The 17,599-nt window shown below is 71.7% G+C and carries 15 protein-coding genes and 1 pseudogene; 3 read left to right on the top strand and 13 right to left on the bottom strand.

The annotated features are described in order from the left end of the window. Window positions 1-339 precede the first annotated feature (339 nt). Window positions 340-1,638, bottom strand: coding sequence for a tyrosine--tRNA ligase (tyrS, locus tag D455_RS0125385; protein WP_017573475.1), 1,299 nt, complete (start codon window positions 1,636-1,638; stop codon window positions 340-342). 273 nt (window positions 1,639-1,911) lie between these two features. Between tyrS and D455_RS0125380 the strand changes: the two genes are divergently transcribed. The 3 genes from D455_RS0125380 (at window position 1,912) to D455_RS0125370 (ending at window position 4,206) form a co-directional block, all read left to right on the top strand. Next, window positions 1,912-2,721: an alpha/beta fold hydrolase gene (locus D455_RS0125380; protein WP_017573474.1), complete on the top strand. Its 810-nt coding sequence runs from the start codon at window positions 1,912-1,914 to the stop codon at window positions 2,719-2,721. Then, window positions 2,714-3,292: a TetR/AcrR family transcriptional regulator gene (locus D455_RS0125375; protein WP_040685123.1), complete on the top strand. Its 579-nt coding sequence runs from the start codon at window positions 2,714-2,716 to the stop codon at window positions 3,290-3,292. The genes D455_RS0125380 and D455_RS0125375 overlap by 8 nt, the downstream gene beginning before the upstream one ends. A gap of 239 nt (window positions 3,293-3,531) precedes the next feature. Then, window positions 3,532-4,206: an HNH endonuclease family protein gene (locus D455_RS0125370; protein WP_017573472.1), complete on the top strand. Its 675-nt coding sequence runs from the start codon at window positions 3,532-3,534 to the stop codon at window positions 4,204-4,206. Between the two features lie 77 nt (window positions 4,207-4,283). On the opposite strand, the gene D455_RS0125365 is transcribed toward D455_RS0125370, so the two are convergent. From D455_RS0125365 to D455_RS31665, 12 genes and pseudogenes are all read right to left on the bottom strand, one after another. Beyond that, entirely contained in the window at window positions 4,284-4,691 is a 408-nt protein-coding gene (locus D455_RS0125365) for a hypothetical protein (RefSeq protein WP_083922442.1), read from the bottom strand. A 265-nt stretch (window positions 4,692-4,956) separates the two neighbouring features. Further along, on the bottom strand, window positions 4,957-5,412 hold the full coding sequence (locus D455_RS0125360; protein ID WP_017573470.1) for a DUF742 domain-containing protein: 456 nt from the start codon (window positions 5,410-5,412) through the stop codon (window positions 4,957-4,959). Next, on the bottom strand, window positions 5,402-7,864 hold the full coding sequence (locus D455_RS31670) for a sensor histidine kinase (RefSeq protein WP_083922440.1): 2,463 nt from the start codon (window positions 7,862-7,864) through the stop codon (window positions 5,402-5,404). Before D455_RS31670 ends, D455_RS0125360 begins: the two co-directional genes overlap by 11 nt. 307 nt (window positions 7,865-8,171) lie before the next feature. Then, entirely contained in the window at window positions 8,172-9,089 is a 918-nt protein-coding gene (locus D455_RS0125350; protein ID WP_017573469.1) for a sirohydrochlorin chelatase, read from the bottom strand. A 157-nt stretch (window positions 9,090-9,246) separates the two neighbouring features. Then, complete coding sequence (locus tag D455_RS0125345) at window positions 9,247-9,843, bottom strand: GTP-binding protein (protein ID WP_017573468.1); 597 nt, start codon at window positions 9,841-9,843, stop codon at window positions 9,247-9,249. Continuing rightward, a complete protein-coding gene (locus D455_RS33300) occupies window positions 9,824-10,318 on the bottom strand; it encodes a DUF742 domain-containing protein (protein WP_017573467.1) in 495 nt (164 codons plus the stop codon). Before D455_RS33300 ends, D455_RS0125345 begins: the two co-directional genes overlap by 20 nt. 476 nt (window positions 10,319-10,794) lie before the next feature. Beyond that, entirely contained in the window at window positions 10,795-11,229 is a 435-nt protein-coding gene (locus D455_RS0125335; RefSeq protein WP_017573466.1) for a roadblock/LC7 domain-containing protein, read from the bottom strand. 1 nt (window position 11,230) lies between these two features. Next, a complete protein-coding gene (locus D455_RS0125330; RefSeq protein WP_017573465.1) occupies window positions 11,231-13,729 on the bottom strand; it encodes a sensor histidine kinase in 2,499 nt (832 codons plus the stop codon). 296 nt (window positions 13,730-14,025) lie between these two features. After that, window positions 14,026-15,444, bottom strand: coding sequence for an argininosuccinate lyase (gene argH, locus D455_RS0125325; protein ID WP_017573464.1), 1,419 nt, complete (start codon window positions 15,442-15,444; stop codon window positions 14,026-14,028). 71 nt (window positions 15,445-15,515) lie between these two features. Beyond that, a complete protein-coding gene (locus D455_RS0125320; RefSeq protein WP_017573463.1) occupies window positions 15,516-16,718 on the bottom strand; it encodes an argininosuccinate synthase in 1,203 nt (400 codons plus the stop codon). Window positions 16,719-16,770: 52 nt separating this feature from the next. Beyond that, complete coding sequence (locus D455_RS0125315) at window positions 16,771-17,304, bottom strand: arginine repressor (RefSeq protein ID WP_017573462.1); 534 nt, start codon at window positions 17,302-17,304, stop codon at window positions 16,771-16,773. Continuing rightward, window positions 17,301-17,599 (bottom strand): annotated as a pseudogene (locus tag D455_RS31665) (ornithine carbamoyltransferase); the annotation flags it as partial. The pseudogene D455_RS31665 and the gene D455_RS0125315, both read right to left, overlap by 4 nt.

Here is a 17,599-nt window from a genome sequence, read left to right as displayed (position 1 = left end):
GGCACCGAGGCACTGCTCGAACCAGCTCGACCTGGAGAGAAAGATTTCGCGATCACAGTCCGGTTCTGAGTCGACCCCGAAGGATCCTCGCCGTCCTGTAGCGACTCGTTCGAGTATAGGGAGGTCGGGAGCGGGCGTCAAGCCAAAGCCCGGATCCGGTGTCAGCTCCGGGATCCGGGACCTTGTCGCCCCTGCTGGGCAGCTTGTGAAGGCCCCCGCGACGCGATGCACGTCGGCTTTTGTTCAGACAACTGGCATCCTGCCCGGAAGATTCCCCTCCAAACCTGCGCCAGCAGGACCGCGGGCCAGCGGCATGGCGCCAGCCCGCGGTTCGCCGTGTCAGCCGTTGAGGACGACACCGCCGATGTTGCGCTTGCCCTTGCGCAGCACCACGAAGCGCCCTTCGAGCACGTCCTCGGCCCTGAGCGTGGCCTCCACGTCGGTGACCTTGACGTTGTTCACGTAGGCCCCGCCCTCCTGGATCGCCCGGCGGGCCGCGGACTTGCTCGGCGTCAGACCGCTCCGCGCGAACAGATCGGTCACGAGCAGCTCCTCGACGGGCCCCTCGACCTCGGCCTTGGGGACCTCCGCGAGGGCGGCGTCCAGCGTACGCGCGTCCAGCTCGGCCAGGTCCGCGCGACCGAACAGCGCCAGGCTGGCCTCCTTGACCTTGCGGCACTCCTCCTCGCCGTGCACCAGCGTGGTGAGGTCCTCGGCCAGGGTGCGCTGGGCTGCGCGGGCCTGCGGACGCTCCTCGGTCTGGCGCTCCAACTCCTCGATCTCACTCTGGCTGCGGAAGCTGAAGGTCCTGAGGTAGCGGACCACATCGCGGTCGTCGGCGTTGAACCAGAACTGGTAGAAGGCGTACGGCGAGGTCAGCTCGGGGTCGAGCCAGACACTGCCGGACTCGGTCTTGCCGAACTTGGTGCCGTCGGCCTTGGTGAGCAGGTTCGTGGTCAGCGCGTGCGCCTGGCCGTGCGGTTCGTTGCCGTCCATCCTGCGGACGAGGTCCAGGCCCGCGGTGATGTTGCCCCACTGGTCGGAGCCGCCGGTCTGGAGCGTGCAGCCGTGGCGCCGGTAGAGCTGGACGTAGTCGTAGGACTGCAACAGCACGTAGCTGAACTCGGTGTAGCTCATCCCCTCACCGTCGAGCCGGCTCTTCACCGTCTCCCGGGCGAGCATCTGGTTGATGCTGAAGTGCTTGCCGACGTCACGCAGCAGCTCGATGGCGTTGATCTCGCCGAGCCAGTCGCCGTTGTTGGCGAGGATGGCGTCGGTCGGCCCCGGCTGCTCGCCCTCGGGGGTGAAGCGCAGGAACGCGGACAGCTGCCCGGCCAGGTTGTCGACCCAGCCCTGCACCGTCTCCAGCGAGTTGAGCTGACGTTCGGCGCTGGGCTTGGGGTCTCCGATGAGACCGGTGCCACCGCCGACCAGGGCGATCGGGCGGTGCCCCGCCTGCTGGAAGCGGGCCAGGGTCAGGATCTGGGTGAGGTGGCCGACGTGCAGGCTGCCCGCCGTCGGATCGAACCCGCAATACAGGGTGATCGGACCATCGGCGAGCGCCTTGCGCAGTGCGTCAAGGTCGGTCGTCTGCGCGAGCAGGCCGCGCCACTGGAGTTCGTCGATGATGTCGGTCACTGTGTTGCTCTCTGTTGTGTAGGCGGGCCCCATGGGCTCGATCTGCCTTGCAGTGTAGGCGGGAGACCGCGAAGCGGCATCCGGATTCTGCCCCTCCTCCACGCTATCGGCTACGGCGGAGCAGCTGCTCACACCCCCGTCCCCTCCCGCGTCCCCCCGCGGACGGTCGGGTCCCCCGCTCGCGGAGAACCTCGGTGGACTCCCTTGACGCAGTTTGCTAATGGCATTAGCTTTTGGGCTATGGAGATGAGCCAGAAGACGAGGACCCACACGATGCACCACCTCAGGCGCCCCCAGGGGCGTATCGCCTACGACCTCTACGGAGCCGGGAACACCGGTCCCCTCGTGGTCTGCGTGCCCGGCATGTTCGACCACCGCCACTCCTTCCGCTTCGTCGGAGCCGGTCTGGCCGAGGCCGGGTACCGGGTCGCCGCCATGGACCTGCGCGGCCACGGTGACAGCGACGCCACCTTCGACGACCACACCAGCCGGGCGGCGGCCAACGACGCCATCGCGCTCATCGAGGAGCTCGACGGACAGGACGCGGTCATCGTGGGCAACTCCATGGGCGCGGGCGCCGCGGCGATCGCCGCCAAGGAGCGTCCCGACCTGGTCGCGGGTATCGCCCTGCTCGGCCCCTTCCTTCGTCCGGGCACCCTGGGCCCGCTCATGCGCGTGGGCATGCGCCTGCTCCTGATGCGCCCGTGGGGACCCCGCGCGCTGGTCTCCTTCTACGACCGGCTGCACACCGGTCGGACCCCCGAGGGACACCAGCGCCAGCTGGAGCTCATCCGGGAGATGCTGCGTCCGGCCGACCGCTACCGCGCCGTGCACGACACCGTCTACGCGGACAACGAGACGGTCGCCGACGCGGAGGGCATGCGGGCCCGGGCCGTGGTGATCATGGGCGAGCGGGACTCCGACTGGAAGGACCCGCGTGCCGAGGCCGAGTGGGTGGCCTCCGTGGTCGACGGATCGGTGCTGATGGTGCCCGAGTGCGGCCACTACGCCCACGCCCAACGGCCCGACGTGGTCGTTCCCGCTCTGGAGACCCTGCTCGGGGAGGTCGTGGCCGGTGCCTAGGGCGGGACTGACACCGGCGTTGGTGGCCGAGGAGGCGGCGCGGCTCAGCGACGAGGAGGGGTTCGACTCCCTGTCCCTGGCCGCGGTCGCCAAACGGCTCGGTGTCGCCACGCCCAGTCTGTACAAGCACGTCGACGGACTGACGGGGCTGCGCGGGGAGGTGGCGCTGCTGGGGACGAACGGGATCGGCGAGGCCGTGCAGCGGGCCGCCGTGGGCCGCTCCGGTACGGACGCGCTGCACGCGGCGGCCGATGCCTACCGCCGTTACGCGCACACCCATCCCGGACGCTACGTCGCCCTCCAGCAGCTGCCTCGGTGGGTCGGGCCCGCACCGGAGCTGTCCACCGACCCGGTGGAGGCGCTGGCCGCCGTCCTGCGCGGGTTCGGGATCGCCGAGGAACAGATGGTGCACGCGATCCGGGCACTGCGCAGCGCGCTGCACGGTTTCGTGGACCTGGAGACGCGCGGAGGCTTCGGGCTTCCCGAGGACGTGGACGAGTCCTACGCGCTGTTGGTGGAGGGGTTCGCGCGCACCCTGGAGCACTGGCCGGGGAGCGGAAGGCGTCGCTGACGCGCGTGGTCCCGGCGCGGTCCTTGACGCGCATGGCCCCAACAGAGCCCCTGGCCCGCGCCTCCGACGAACACCGGGGACACGGGGTCGGCACGAACCGGGAACGGAACGTCGGCGTGGGCCGGGGCCGGGACGTTCTCCGGCCGTCCCCCACCCGTGAGGCGAAGGGGAGGCGTACGGGGCGGCGATGGGCCAAGCTGGTGTGGTCGGTTCCGTCTCCTCCTCCCTGGAGTGTCGTCATGTCCTCGCGCCGGATCAGCACCGTGGCCGCCTCGGCGGTCGCCGTCCTCGCCCTCGCCGGGTGCTCCCTCCACCAGTCGGCCGTGCCCGGACCGGACCCGGAGAGCACCGCCGCCGAGTCTCCGTCGGAGGCCTCCTCCCCGGTGGAGCAGGCCCGCCAGCGGTTGGCGGAGCTCCGTGTGGAGGCGGAGGACGACCCGCCGGGGTACGACCGGTCGCTGTTCCCCCACTGGACCTCGGGCGTGCGGGACGGATGCGACACCCGGCAGGTGGTCCTGCTGAGTGACGGCGAGGACGTGGAGGTCGACGAGGAGTGCGATCCGGTCTCCGGCTCCTGGTACAGCCCCTACGACGGTGAGACCTTCACCGACTCCAGTGATCTGGACATCGACCACATGGTGCCCCTGAACGAGGGCTGGCGCTCGGGCGCCCACGCGTGGACGACCGCGGAGCGCGAGCGCTTCGCCAACGACCTGGACTCCTCCCAGTTGTGGGCGGTCAGCGCGTCGAGCAACCGGTCCAAGGGCGACTCCGATCCCTCCGACTGGATGCCGCCGCTGGAGTCCTCGCACTGCGACTACGTGGTCTCGTGGATCGAGGTCAAGCACGTGTGGGACCTGACCGTGGATCCGGAGGAGGAGACGGCGCTGCGCGAGGTGCTCTCCGGGTGCTGAGGTCCCGCCGTTCGGGGGCCACCCACCGGAGCCGGTCGGCCGGGACCCGTCAGCCATAGCCCGCTGGCCGGGACCCGTCAGCCGGGGGCCTGCGCCCTGATACCGCGTGCGGTGGCCAGGAGATCCTCCCGGCCGACCAGGCCGAAGGCGTCGCGGACCTCCACCGCCACCCCCGCGGCCGGGGTCCAGAACGCCTCGGTCTCGCCGTGCAGGGCGGTGTGGCCGTTGTTGTCGAACTCGGTGAGCTCCCAGTCGGGGGAGCGCTCGTGGTACTCGGCCAGGAAGTCGCGGACGGCGGGCAGGTCGGTGAGCCCGGATCCGCGCATGACCAGGACCTGGAGGACCACTCTGGCGCCTCCCCCGGGCAGGCTCTTCTCCCACACCCGGCTGGAGAAGGCCACGTCACCCCACTCGTACTCGAAGTCGGAGACCGAGGTGCGCTCGTCGATCTGGTCGGGCAGGTGCCCGATGGTGAATCCGTCCAACTCTCCCCCTCGTGGGCTGGCGGCGGCCGGGGCCGCGGTGAGTGCGAGCACGGCGGCGAGGACCGCCACGACCCACCGGACAACACGCATGATCACCTCCGGCGGTGGTCGCGGGACCGTCCCGTACCACCGCCGTTTCCTATGCTGAAGCGCCGCGTAGGCCAGTACCAGGGTGTCCTCGAACCTGTGGAAAACCCGCTCCGACACGCGCCGGACCCACGTCGCCCCCGCGCCGGATCCCTCCTCCGGCGGACGGACGCGTCGGTCAGAGGGCGCGCAGTCCGACGAGGACGGCGTGCAGCAGGTCCTCATGGCCCAGGGGGCGCGAGGGACCGCAGCGCTGGAGCGCACCTTCGGCGATCATGCCGGAGACGATGCCCCTGACCTGTCCGACCGGCAGTCCCACCTCGGCGGCGAGTTCGACGACGGTGCGGGCACGCAGGGCGTGGTTGAGGATCGTCTCGCGTTCGGGTCGCAGCATCTCGCGGCGACCGGGGACGCGTGCGGCGACGACCAGGCTGAGCAGGTCGACCCCCGGCTCCCCGTCGTCGGCGCCGTCGAAGGCGTGGGCGTCGGGGTCACCCGCGGTCACGGCGAAGGGACGCAGGAAGCGCTCCTGCCCGAACTCCTCGTGGTGGGCGGCGTCGGCCGTGTGCCCCGCCGCGCGGGCCCGGGGAGCGGTGGTGTCCGCTCCCCGGACGCGGGGGTCGTCAGCTCTCACCGTTCCCCCTCGGCCGTGCGGGGGCGGGCGTCCCACCGACGGGATCGTCGGGGGAAGCCCCCGGAGCCCGCTCCCCCGCCCCGGGGCCTCCCGGCGGAACGGATCCCTGGGGCGCGCCGTGCGGAGGAAAGGCGCCCCGCTGACCGTTCCACGGGGGTACGGGGTCCGGGGCGACGGTCCACGTGGCGGGCGGCACGAAGGGTTGGGGGCCGCTGTGGCCGGGGGGCGTTACGGGTTCCTGGGGGCCGGTCCACGCGTCCGGCGCCAGGGGCTGCGGACCGCTGTGGCCCGGGTGGGACACGGGTACCTGCGAGCCGCTCCGGTCATGGGCGGGGGCTCCCGTTCCGCCGGGGAAGGACCCGTGGAGGGGGACCGCGCCCTGCGTCGGGGGCTCCGGCCGACCGCTCGGAAGAACCGCCGGAGCCTGGCCACCAGCCGGTGTGCCCGCGACCGTCACGGGGTTCTCGACCGGTTCCAGCAACGACGCGGGAATGAGCGCGGTCGCCCGGGTACCCCCGTAGGGGGAGGGCCGCAACCACACCCGTACCCCGTGCCGCCCCGCCAGACGGGCCACCACGAACAGACCCAGTCGGGGATCGTCCGGCAGTGCCATGACGTCGAACTCCGGTGGCTGGGTGAGGGTGCGCTCGGCCTCCGCGTACCCGTGTTCGGACATGCCCAGGCCGCGGTCCTCGACCTCCACCACCAGCCCCTCGGTGGCCGGGGAGCAGCCGACGTCGACCGGGGTGCCCGCCGGGGAGAACTGGGTGGCGTTCTCGACAAGTTCGGCGAGCAGGTGCACCACGTCGGCGACCACCTGCCCGTGGATGAGCACACGGGGCGCGGAGGTCAGGCGGACGCGCTCGAAGTCCTCGGTCTCGGCGATCGCGGCGCGCAGCACGTCCACGAGCGGGCGCGGTTGGCGCCAGCGGCGGACCGACTGGCCCCCGCCCAGGATGATGAGGTTGTCGGCGTAGCGTCGGGCGCGTGTGGCCAGGTGGTCCAGGCGGAACAGGCGACGCAGCGCCTCGGGCTCCTGCTCGTGGTACTCGATCTCGTCGAGCAGGCGGAGCTGACGCTGGACCAGGTTCTGGTTGCGGAAGGCGATCCCCAGGAAGGCCCGGTTGGCGCCCCGGCGGATCTCGGCCTGGCGTACCGCCGACTCCACCGCGGTGAGCTGGGCGGTGTCGAAGGCCTCGGCGACCTGGCCGATCTCGTCGTCCCCGCACTCGTCCAGCGGGGGCAGTTCGTCCTGGACGTCGACCTTCTCGCCGCGCTGGGCCCGGTCGACGATGTCGGGCAGGTCGTCGTCGCGTTCCAGGATCTGTCCGCGCAGGCGGGCCAGGCGGTCGGTGAGGCGGCGCGAGGAACGCCCGACCATCACGATGGCGGCCACACCGCCCACCAGGGTGAGCCCGGCCGCCGCGACGCCGAGGGAGACGCGCAGCAGTGCGGCGCTCCAGGCCAGGTCGACGGTGCGCCGTGCCTGGGCCTGGGCCAGTTCCTCCAGCGCCAGAGCGGCCTCGCCCGAGGAGTCGTTCCAGGCGTCCGCCGCGACGTCGACAGTGGTGTTCCACCGGGGGCCCGGGGGTCCTCCCCCGGCGCCGGTGGATCCGTCCTCGGATTCGGCGGGTTCGACGGCCGGGCGCCGGGTGACCACCTGGCGGCTGAGCTCCTCGGCCCGGGCCCAGGAGTCCTGGGCGACCATCGCGTCGTAGCGCGCGCCCACGCTCGGGTGCATGGCGGCGCTGACAGGCTCCAGGGTGTCGCGGTAGGAGGCGGTGAGGTAGGTGAAGTGCGCCGTCTCCTCGTAGCTCATCTCCCCGCGGGCGATGCTGCCCGCGAGCAGGGCGTCGGCGGTGGAGTAGACGGAGCTCGCACCCATGAGTTCGCTGGTCAGTACGGCGTCGGTGAGGTTCTCCCCGCCGTCGGTGGTGTGGACGAGCGCGGTGGTGGCCCGGGTGGTGCTCTCCAGGACCTCGCCGTAGCGCAGGAGGGCCTCGTGCTGTTCGACGGCGTGCCCGTCGACGCGGGCACGGACCTCCTCCAGGATCCCGGGGCCGTCCAGAAGGGCGGTCGCGCTGCGTTTGACCTCGTCGTCGCGGGTGTCCCACAGACGCTCGGCGAGGGCGACGGCCTCGGCCATGGCGTTGTCGGTACTCTCACGCTGCTCGTCGAGGGCGGTGCCGACCTCGGCGTCGGGATCGTCGCTCTCCACACGGCCCAGGTAGACCAGGGAGAGGCGGCGTTCGGCGCGCACCTCCTCGGCCGCCTCGGAGAAGATCTGGGTTCCCTCGCGCGCCTGGATGACGGCGCCCATGAACTGGACGGCCTGGACCGTGCCAACGGCGGCTACGACGAGCCAGAGCGCGAGGAAACACAGGCTCGGAATCAGCACGATACGGGTGAGCTGTCCCCGGATCGTGGGCGCGTTGTCGCGGGTTCTGCGCATGGCCCCCTCCAGCCTGTGCGGTTGCCGGGCTCCGGGAGGGCGCCTCGGCGGCTTTCGGTCGAGCCGAGACTATCGAAAGATTCTTGCTTTATGCTGTCAAACAATCACTATCAGTTGCCGTTTCTTTGGACTCCGCCTCCCGCACTGTATGCTACGAGCCACTCACGCACCGGAGAAACCGCAGGTCCAGGCGCATGACAACGGGGGTCGCCCGCTGAGCGGACGACCCCCGTGTGCGCGCTGGTACTGCTCGGAGTACGGCGTGTCGCGCCCCAGGGCGCCGTGTCCCGTTACCGGATCCGTGCCCTCATGCCTCCGGACGGTGCCGTGAGCCCACCGGAGCGGGCAGCTCCTCGACCGTGGGCGGCTGCTCCACACCCAGCGAGTTCAGGATCTCGGCGTAGCGCAGGGCGGCGATCTTGCCCAGCAGGCTGTCCGCGCCCAGGGGCTCGCCGAGCCTGGCGCCGAAGCGCGAGGCGAGCGCCTCCAGTTCCTCACGGGGCAGTTCCGGCCCCAGGGCGCTGGGCGCGATCACCGGGCGCTTGCACCCGCCCTGGTTCAGCTGCCCCAGGATCTGTTCGAGCGCGGCCTCGTCCTCCAGGTCGGCGGGCAGCACGGTCAGGCCCAGGCGGGCGGCGAGCAGCACCGCGCTGACACCGGCGGCCCCGGCCGCGCCCTCACCGCCCACGGCTCCGACCACGACCCCGTCGGCCATGGTGGTGTCGCGGGCGACCACGCTGATCAGCCGCATACGGTCGGCGCGCACGTACCCCGACTCGGCCAGGCGCAGGTGCAGCACCTCGGCGAGCATGGGATGCGGTCCCAGACCTTCGGTGACGCGCACGTCGGCGCCCGTCTCGGCGACGGCCGCCTCGATCGCGGCGGAGGTCTTCGTGTGCGGAGCCGTGACCAGCGGAACGACGACACCGGCCAGGGGTCTGTCGTCCGAGGCATCGAGGCCGGAGAGCGCCTCGGTCAGGGTCTGCTCGTCGCCCTCGGTGTGGCCGTAGCGGATGGTGACCTCGGGGCGGTAGGCGCGCACGAGGTCGGCCATCCGGGCACCGATCGACTCGCCGTCGGCGTCCTTGGCCCGGTCGGCCGTGCCCGGGACCGCCATGATCAGGGCGGGAGTGCCGAACCAGTTGTCGAAGGACAGCGGGTTGCGGTGGCGGCCGGAACGCCGCTTGGGCAGTTCGCGTGGGGGAAGTCGGTCAGAGTTTCGCATACCAGGATTCAGATGAGAGGCGGATGGGGTGCCCGGTCGGACCGGTGGTCACTGCCGCGACATTCTAGCGTTCGGCACCCTGTTTCATGGGCGTGTCTCCCGAACGTATACCGGATCGAATCCGCAGGGAGTGCCGGGGGCGGTGTCCCACCGGGGGTCATCCGCTCATCACGGGGCTCCGCCCCCGGATCACGTGGGTGACCAGTTCGACCAGCACCTCCTTGCAGGACTCGCGCTCACGGGCGTCGGCCATGATGATCGGCACCTCGGAGGGGACGTCCAGCGCCTCACGGACCTCCTCCCTCCGGTAGGCGGTGGAACCCTCGAAGCGGTTCACCGCGACCACGAACGGCACGCCGCGGCGTTCGAAGAAGTCCACGGCGTGGAAACAGGTGTCCAGGCGCCGGGTGTCGGCCAGCACGACCGCGCCCAGGGCCCCCTCCGCCAGCTCGTTCCACATGAACCAGAACCGGTCCTGCCCCGGGGTACCGAACAGGTACAGGACGATGTCGGGGTTGATGGTGATGCGGCCGAAGTCCAGGGCGACCGTGGTGGTGTTCTTGTCCTCCACTCCCCCGAGGTCGTCCACCCCGTAGCTGGCCTCGGTCATCACCTCCTCCGTGCTCAACGGGGTGATCTCGCTGACGGAACCGACCAGCGTGGTCTTGCCCGCGCCGAATCCCCCGGCGACGATGATCTTGACCGCGTGGGGAATCGCCTCCTGCGGCCTGGTCTCAGAGTCTGCGGATGCCATCGAGTACCGCCTGAAGTACTTTCTTCTCGGGAAGCTGTGTCATGGCCGCGCGGGTGCGCACGTCACCCTCGGCGAGGAGGTCGCCCAGGAGCACCCGGACGACGGTCAGCGGAATGTCGAGCCTGGCGGAGATCTCCGCCACCGATATGGGTCGGCGACACAGCCGCACGATGGCCTGTTGCTCGGGTTCCCTCTCCCTCTCCTCGTCTCCTGCCGCGGCGACCACGATGGTGACCAGGTCCAGGCGCGGGCCCTTGGACGGGCGGGTGCGGCCCCCGGTCATGGTGTAGGGGCGCACGAGGGGACCCGCCGAGGTGTCTCCGAGGGCGACCCCCGACGAGGGCCCCTCGGAGGTCGGATGCCCCCGGCCCCGGTGCCATGTCGGTGACCTGCGGCCGGACAGCGGCTGCGCCGCCTCGTCCGCGGCCACGGAACCGGACGGACGCGCTCCGCGCTGCTCTCCGGACGTGTTCATGTGGTGTGTGAGGCGGATACCCCCCTTCAGACGGGAGGGAAAGCCCCTACCTCCTTCTGCGTGGTGTAGCCGTAACCATCCGCCCGCTGGAGCAGGCGCGGGTTCTTCCCCGTTGTCGTCACCAGGCCGCGCGGGGTGTGCGGAGTGTGGGGCTTCGGCAGACCGTCGCGGTTGCGGTTCCACCTGGTGCGCCCGCCCGAGCACACACGGGCCGGCTGGCGCTCGTCCAGAGCGCGCCACAGTGCCCACCGGGCCGGACGGACGTGGTCTCCGCGCCCCGTTCCGTCCCTGTTCCCGGGGGTGACCGCTGACGCGGGTTCCAGAGCGGACCGCTGAGGAAGCACGGCCTGGTGGGTCTGCTGTCCTGTGTGGAACGTGGCCAACGAGTCACCTCCTCCCATGTGTTGGCTCGTGCTGGTAACGGGGGGCCGTCGGCCGTACGGGCCGAGAGCCCTCTCCCTCAGGAGGGGGACCCGCTACGAACCGGCGCTCCCCGTGACGGTGAGCTGGTCGGACCTGCGCGGCGCGGCGGTGAGGAACTGGCCCACGCGCCTGACCCGCAGGTTCATCTCGTAGGCGACCAGACCGACGTCCGCGTCCTCCGTGGCCAGCACCGCCAGGCACGCCCCCGCCCCCGCCGCCGTGACGAAGAGGTAGGAGTGCTCCATCTCCACCACGGTCTGGCGGACGTCGCCTCCGCCGAAGTGACGCCCCGTCCCCCGTGCCAGGCTCTGGAACGCGGACGCCAGGGCGGACAGGTGCTCGGCGTCCTCAGAGGCCAATCCCCGCGAGCGTCCGAGCAGCAGCCCGTCGGCCGACAGCACGATCGCGTGCTCGGCGCCGACGACGCGGTCGACCAGGTCGTCCAGGAGCCAGTCCAGGTTGTCCACGGCCTTGCTCTTGCCCACCATGTCAGTCGCTCTCTCCCGTGTGATCGTCGGCGCTGGCACCGACCTGACCGTCACTGCTGTGTTCACGCCCGTCGGCGTCCTGGGTGGCGTCGACGTCCGCGGCCCGGCCGCGCCGGGTCCCGGAGCTGAAGGCGTCCATCATCCGCCGGGCCTGTTCGGGGCTCCGCTGCGCGGCGCCCGAGGGGTCGGGTTCCTCCCGTTCGGGTGAGGTCTCTGTCCTGAGTTGGGGGGCGAGGCTGGCCTGCCGCCTGCGTCTGGGGAGTCCGGGACGTCCGGGGCCGGAACCGACCCGGTCGGTGTCCTCCGGGACGGCGTCCGGTCCGGCGGGTTCGGTTGTCTCGGGGGCGGGTGGAGGGACCCGGCGCAGCAGGGGCGTGCCTCGGGGCGGACGTCCGCCGCCGTCGCGGTGGTGGGGTACCGGACGCAGGAGGGGCCGGTCTCGGCGGAGGGTGTCCCCCGAGGCGAGCAGGTCGGCGTGCTCCTCCACCGGGGGCTCCCGACGCGTGGAGTGGGCGCCCTGGCGGACGGTGACGCGCGGGCGTTCCGGCGCGTTGGAGGAGGAGGCGACCAGGGCCCCGGGGATGAGCACCACGGCGCGGGTACCGCCGTAGGGCGAGTGCCGCAGCTGCACCCGGATGTCGTGCTTGACCGCGAGGCGTGCGACGACGAACAGGCCCAGGCGCGAGTCCGCGCCGGAGGTCATGACGTCGAACTCGGGTGCCTCGCTGAGCGTCCTGTTGGAACTGGCCAGGACGTCCTCGGTCATGCCCAGGCCCCGGTCCTCGATCTCCACCGCCACGCCCCGGGGCACGGACTCGGTGTCGATGGTGACCTGGGTGTGCGGCGGCGAGTAGGCGGTGGCGTTCTCGACGAGTTCGGCGAGCATGTGGATGACGTCGGCCACGGCGGTACCGGACAGCGACAGGTCGGGGACGGAGGCCAGGCGGACCCTGGTGTACTCCTCGGTCTCGGAGATCGCTCCGCGCAGGATGTCGACCAGCGGGACGGGGTGGCGCCAGCGGCGACCGGGCTGGGCGCCGCCGAGGATGATGAGGTTCTCGGCGTGGCGGCGTCCGCGTGTGGCCAGGTGGTCGAGGTGGAAGAGGCTCTCCAGCAGGTCGGGGTCCTCCTCCTCGCGCTCGACCCGGTCCAACAGCTGGATCTGGCGTTGCAGGAGGGACTGGTGCCGGTGGGCGATACCGAGGAAGACCCGGTTGACGCCCGCGCGGATGTCCGCCTGCTTGACGGCGGCGGCGACGGCGGTGCGCTGGGCGATGTTGAAGGCGTCGGCGACCTGGCCGACCTCGTCGTCGCCGTGGTCGAGCTGCTTCATCTCGGTGTCGAGGTCGACGTGCTCGCCGGTCTCCAGACGGCGCACGATCCGGGGGAGGTCGCTGCGCGCGCTGCCCAGGGTGTCGGCGCGCAGCTGGGCGAGCCGGTGGGTGAGCCGCCCGGCGGAGCGGGCGGCCACACCGTAGGCGAGGGTGCCCGCGAACAGCGACAGGATGCTGCCACCCACGGCGAGGGTGAGCATCCAGGAACTGGCGTCCTCGGTGGCGGTGACGACGGAGGTGGCGCGCGCCGCGGTGATGTCGCCGAGGTCGGCGTTGACCTGGTCGGCGGCCTCACGCCAACCGTCGAGCCCGTCAGGAGGCGCGGGGTCGCGGGTCTGCTCCCCGGTGAGGGGATCGACGCTGACGGGTGCCTCGTGGCGGGTGAGGGTGTCGGCGGCGGCCAGGACCTCCTGCCAGGCCCGGCTCCCGGCGAGGACGGTCAGGGCGGGGCGCTCGTCCTCCGCGGCGGCCTCGGGGTGGACCGTGTCGACGCGATGACGGGCGTCGGCGACCAGGGCGGCGATCCGGTTCTGCTGGTCGCGGTCGAGGGAGTCCTCGGCGAGTACCGCGCTGACGAGGGCGTCGGCGTGGCTGAAGCTCTCCTGGGCCCACATCAGGTCCGTGGTGGCGGCGGCCTCGGTGGCGGCGCGGCCGTCGTCGAGGGAGTGCGCGGTGCCGTCGTAGAGGCGGATGCCCTGCTCGATCGCGGTGGTGTAGACGGGCAGGGCGTCCCCGACCCGGCCGGGGTCGGCCATGCTCTCGGTCCGCAGTTCCTCGATCTCCGTGAGGGAGGAGAAGAACTCCTCGGTGAGGGATGCGGTCTCCGGACCGTCCGAGTCCGTGAGGACGTCGCGCAGTTCGCGGACGGAGGCGAGCGCCGCCTCGGTCCGTCCGGCCGCCTCGGTGAGTGCCGCGCGGCCGTCCGCCCCGGGATCGGCGAGGTACTCGGCGCTCAGGCGGCGTTCCTCCTGGAGGAGGGTGAGCGCGGTGGCGAGCCTGATACCGGCGCGGCCGTCGCCGACCGAGGCACGCAGCGACACCGCCTGGGCGAGCGTGGCCGTACTGAGTACGACGAACAGCGCCAGGAAGGTGATGGTGGGAATCAGGACGATCCTGTTGATCTGCGCCCTGATGCCGCCGCGTCCGGTGCCTCCCGGGTTCCCCATTGCGTTCCTCCCACGGACTGGTCGCGGGCGCCTGTCGGGCGTGGGTGCACCGAACAACGCGCGGAAGCGCCGACGGGCCGTGCGTCGAGGGGGCGTCACGGTGTGCACAGGGCAGACCACGCATGGTGCCCGCAGGTTCAGGACGCTATCGCACTCTCACCGCGGACGCGGGGCGATTTCCAAAATGGGTGTGCCGTGGGCGTGGACACCGTGGACACGGTCGTGGGAGGGAGGGCGCACGAACGCGTGCGGGCGCGCACCCGCTGGGGGTGCGCGCCCGCGCGTGTCGGGACCCGTCAGGCGGTGAACGCCTTGCGGTGCTCGTCGATCCCCGAGCGCAGCCTCTCCAGCTGCTCGGTCACGCGCACGGGAGCGGTGCCGCCCTTGCCGGAGCGGGAGGCCAGCGAACCGGGCACGGTGAGGACCTCGCGCACGGCCGGGGTCAGGTGCTCCGAGATGGCGGCGAGGTCGTCGTCGCCGAGGTCGGGCAGGTCGATACCGCGCTCCTCGCACACCCTCACGCAGGCACCGGCGATCTCGTGCGCCTCCCGGAAGGGCACGCGCTCGCGCACCAGCCACTCGGCGATGTCGGTGGCCAGGGAGAAGCCCTGCGGGGCCAGTTCGGCCATCCGGTCGGTGTGGAAGGTCAGGGTGGCGACCATGCCGGTCATGGCGGGCAGCAGCAGGTGGAGGGTGTCCACCGCGTCGAAGACCGGTTCCTTGTCCTCCTGGAGGTCCCGGTTGTAGGCCAGCGGAAGCCCCTTGAGGGTGGTCAGCAGACCGGCGAGGTCGCCGACGAGGCGTCCGGCCTTGCCGCGCGCGAGTTCGGCGACGTCGGGGTTCTTCTTCTGCGGCATGATCGAGGAGCCGGTGGAGAAGGCGTCGTCGAGCGTGACGAAGGAGAACTCCTTCGTCGCCCACAGGATGACCTCCTCCGACAGCCGGGACAGGTCCACGCCGATCATGGCGGTGACGAAGGAGAACTCGGCGACGACGTCGCGGGCCGCGGTGCCGTCGATGGAGTTGTCCGCGGAGTCGGGGAAGCCCAGCTCGGCGGCGACCGCGCGGGGGTCCAACCCGAGGGAGGAACCGGCCAGGGCCCCGGAGCCGTAGGCGGAGACCGCGGCGCGGCGGTCCCAGTCGCGCAGGCGCTCGACGTCGCGTACCAGCGGCCAGGCGTGGGCCATCAGCTGGTGGGCGAGCAGCACGGGCTGGGCGTGCTGGAGGTGGGTGCGCCCGGGCATGGCGGCGTCCGGGTGGGCGGCGGCCTGGTCGGCCAGGGCCTGCACCAGGTCGAGGAGCTGGTCGGCGATCCGCCGGGCCTCCTCGCGCAGGTACATGCGTACGAGGGTGGCGATCTGGTCGTTGCGGGAGCGTCCGGCGCGCAGGCGTCCGCCCAGTTCGGGTCCGACGCGTTCGATGAAGCCGCGCTCCAGCGCGGTGTGCACGTCCTCGTCCTCCAGGACGGGCGTGAACGTCCCGGAGGCCACGTCCGTCTCCAGCTGGTCCAGTCCCGCGATCATGCGGTCCAGCTCGTCGGCGGTGAGCAGTCCGGCGCGGTGCAGCGCGCGGGCGTGGGCACGCGAGCCCGCGATGTCGTGGCGGGCCAGGCGCCAGTCGAAGTGGGTGCTCAGCGACAGCCGTGCCAGGGCCTGGTCGGGGCCGCCCTCGAAGCGTCCTCCCCACAGGCGCAGCGCCTCGGGCTGGTCGGCCATGGTGGTCTCTCTCCTTGACGTGTGGTGTCCGGCGGGTGCGGGACCGTGAGGGCTCCGCACCCGCCGACGCGTTACTTGTTGAGGCGCTGGTCGCGCAGGCTGGCGATCTTCGCGGGCATGCCGAAGACGTCGATGAAGCCGCGCGCCAGGCTCTGGTCGTAGGTGTCGCCGGTGTCGTAGGTGGCCAGGGCGTGGTCGTACAGGGACGCCTCGCCGCGGCGCCCGGTGACCACGGCGCGGCCCCCGTGCAGAACCATGCGGATGTCGCCGGTGACGTGCCTGTTGGCCTCGGTGACGAAGCTCTGGAGGGCGCTCCTGAGCGGGGAGAACCACAGGCCGTCGTAGACGAGTTCGCCCCAGCGCTGGTCGACGCCGCGCTTGTGGCGGGCCAGGTCGCGCTCGACGGTGACGTTCTCCAGTTCCTGGTGGGCGGTGATGAGGGCGATCGCGCCGGGGGCCTCGTAGACCTCGCGGCTCTTGATACCGACGAGGCGGTCCTCGACCATGTCGATGCGCCCGACGCCCTGGGCGCCCGCGCGGCGGTTCATCTCCTCGATGATCCGGAGCGGGGTGAGCTCCTCTCCGTCGATGGCGGTGGGCACGCCGGAGGTGAAGGTGATGACCAGTTCGTCGGGCTCACGGTGCTGGGCGGGGTCCTGGGTGTAGGCGTAGACGTCCTCGATGGGACCGTTCCAGATGTTCTCGAGGAAACCCGTCTCGACGGCGCGGCCGAAGAGGTTCTGGTCGATGGAGTAGGGCGACTTCTTGCTGACGTCGATCGGCAGACCCTTGTCCTCGGCGAAGGCGATGGCCCTGTCGCGGGTCATGCCGGAGTCGCGGACCGGCGCCAGCACCCTGAGTTCGGGGTGGAGGGCGGCGAGTCCGGCCTCGAAGCGGACCTGGTCGTTGCCCTTGCCGGTGCAGCCGTGGGCGACCATGGTGGCGCCGTGGTAGCGGGCCGCGTCGGCCAGGTGCCTGACGATCAGCGGGCGCGACAGGGCCGAGACCAGCGGGTAGCGGTCCATGTAGAGCGCGTTGGCCTGGAGGGCCGGGACGCAGTACTCGGTGGCGAACTCGTCACGGGCGTCGGTGACGACGGCTTCCACGGCACCGCAGTCCAGGGCTCGCTGGCGTACCGCGTCCAGGTCCTCGCCGCCCTGGCCGCAGTCGACGGCCACCGCGACGACCTCGGCGCCGGTCTCCTCGGCGATCCAGCCGATGGCCACGGAGGTGTCGAGCCCCCCGGAGTAGGCGAGTACGACGCGCTCGGTCATGGTGTCCCCCTCGGTGTCGCGTCAGGTGCGGTGTGCTGCCGCATGTACGAGGTTACGGTCTGCGGTCGGCCAGTCGCAGGAGCGCGGCGGCCAGGTCCTCACCGCCGTGGGGGTCGCGGGAGATCACCAGGATGGTGTCGTCCCCGGCGATGGTGCCCAGGATGGTGTGGAAGTCGGTGTGGTCGATGGCCGAGGCCAGGTACTGGGCGGCACCGGGGGGAGTGCGGACGATGACCATGTTGGCGGACGCCTCGGCCGAGACGAGCAGGTCCTCGGCGAGCCGGTTCAGGCGTGCGCCGGAGACCTGTTCGAGGTCGAGGCTGTCGGGGCGGGTGCGCTGGAGGCGTTCGCCGCCCTCCCCCGGCAGGACGTAGACCAGGTGGCCGTCGGCGGTGCGGAGTTTGACCGCGCCCAGTTCGTCGAGGTCCCGGGAGAGCGTGGCCTGGGTGACCTGGACGCCCGCGTCGGCGAGGCGTCTGGCCAGTTCGCCCTGGGACCTGACGTCCTCGCGGGTGAGGACGTCGGTGATCCGGGCGTGCCTGGCCGCCTTGGTCATCGGTGTCGTGCCGCCGTTGTCCGCCGTCATCGTCGGTCGGCCCCGGAACGGTCGTTGGCCTCCAGCAGGAAGGCGAGCAGGGCCTTCTGGGCGTGGCGGCGGTTCTCGGCCTCGTCCCAGACCACGCTGTGGGGTCCGTCGATGACCTCGGCGGAGATCTCCTTGCCGCGGTAGGCGGGCAGGCAGTGCAGGACGACGGCCTCGGGGTGGGCCGCGGCGAGCAGGGCTCCGTCGACGGCGTAGGGGCGGAAGGGCGCCTCGCGGTCGGCGGCCTCGTCCTCCTGGCCCATGGACACCCAGGTGTCGGTGGCCAGGACGTCGGCTC

The organism is Nocardiopsis halotolerans DSM 44410 (genome assembly GCF_000341065.1).
GTDB lineage: Bacteria > Actinomycetota > Actinomycetes > Streptosporangiales > Streptosporangiaceae > Nocardiopsis > Nocardiopsis halotolerans.
The sequence above is the reverse complement of the archived record's forward strand: the minus strand, read 5'-3'. Positions and strand labels throughout refer to the sequence as shown.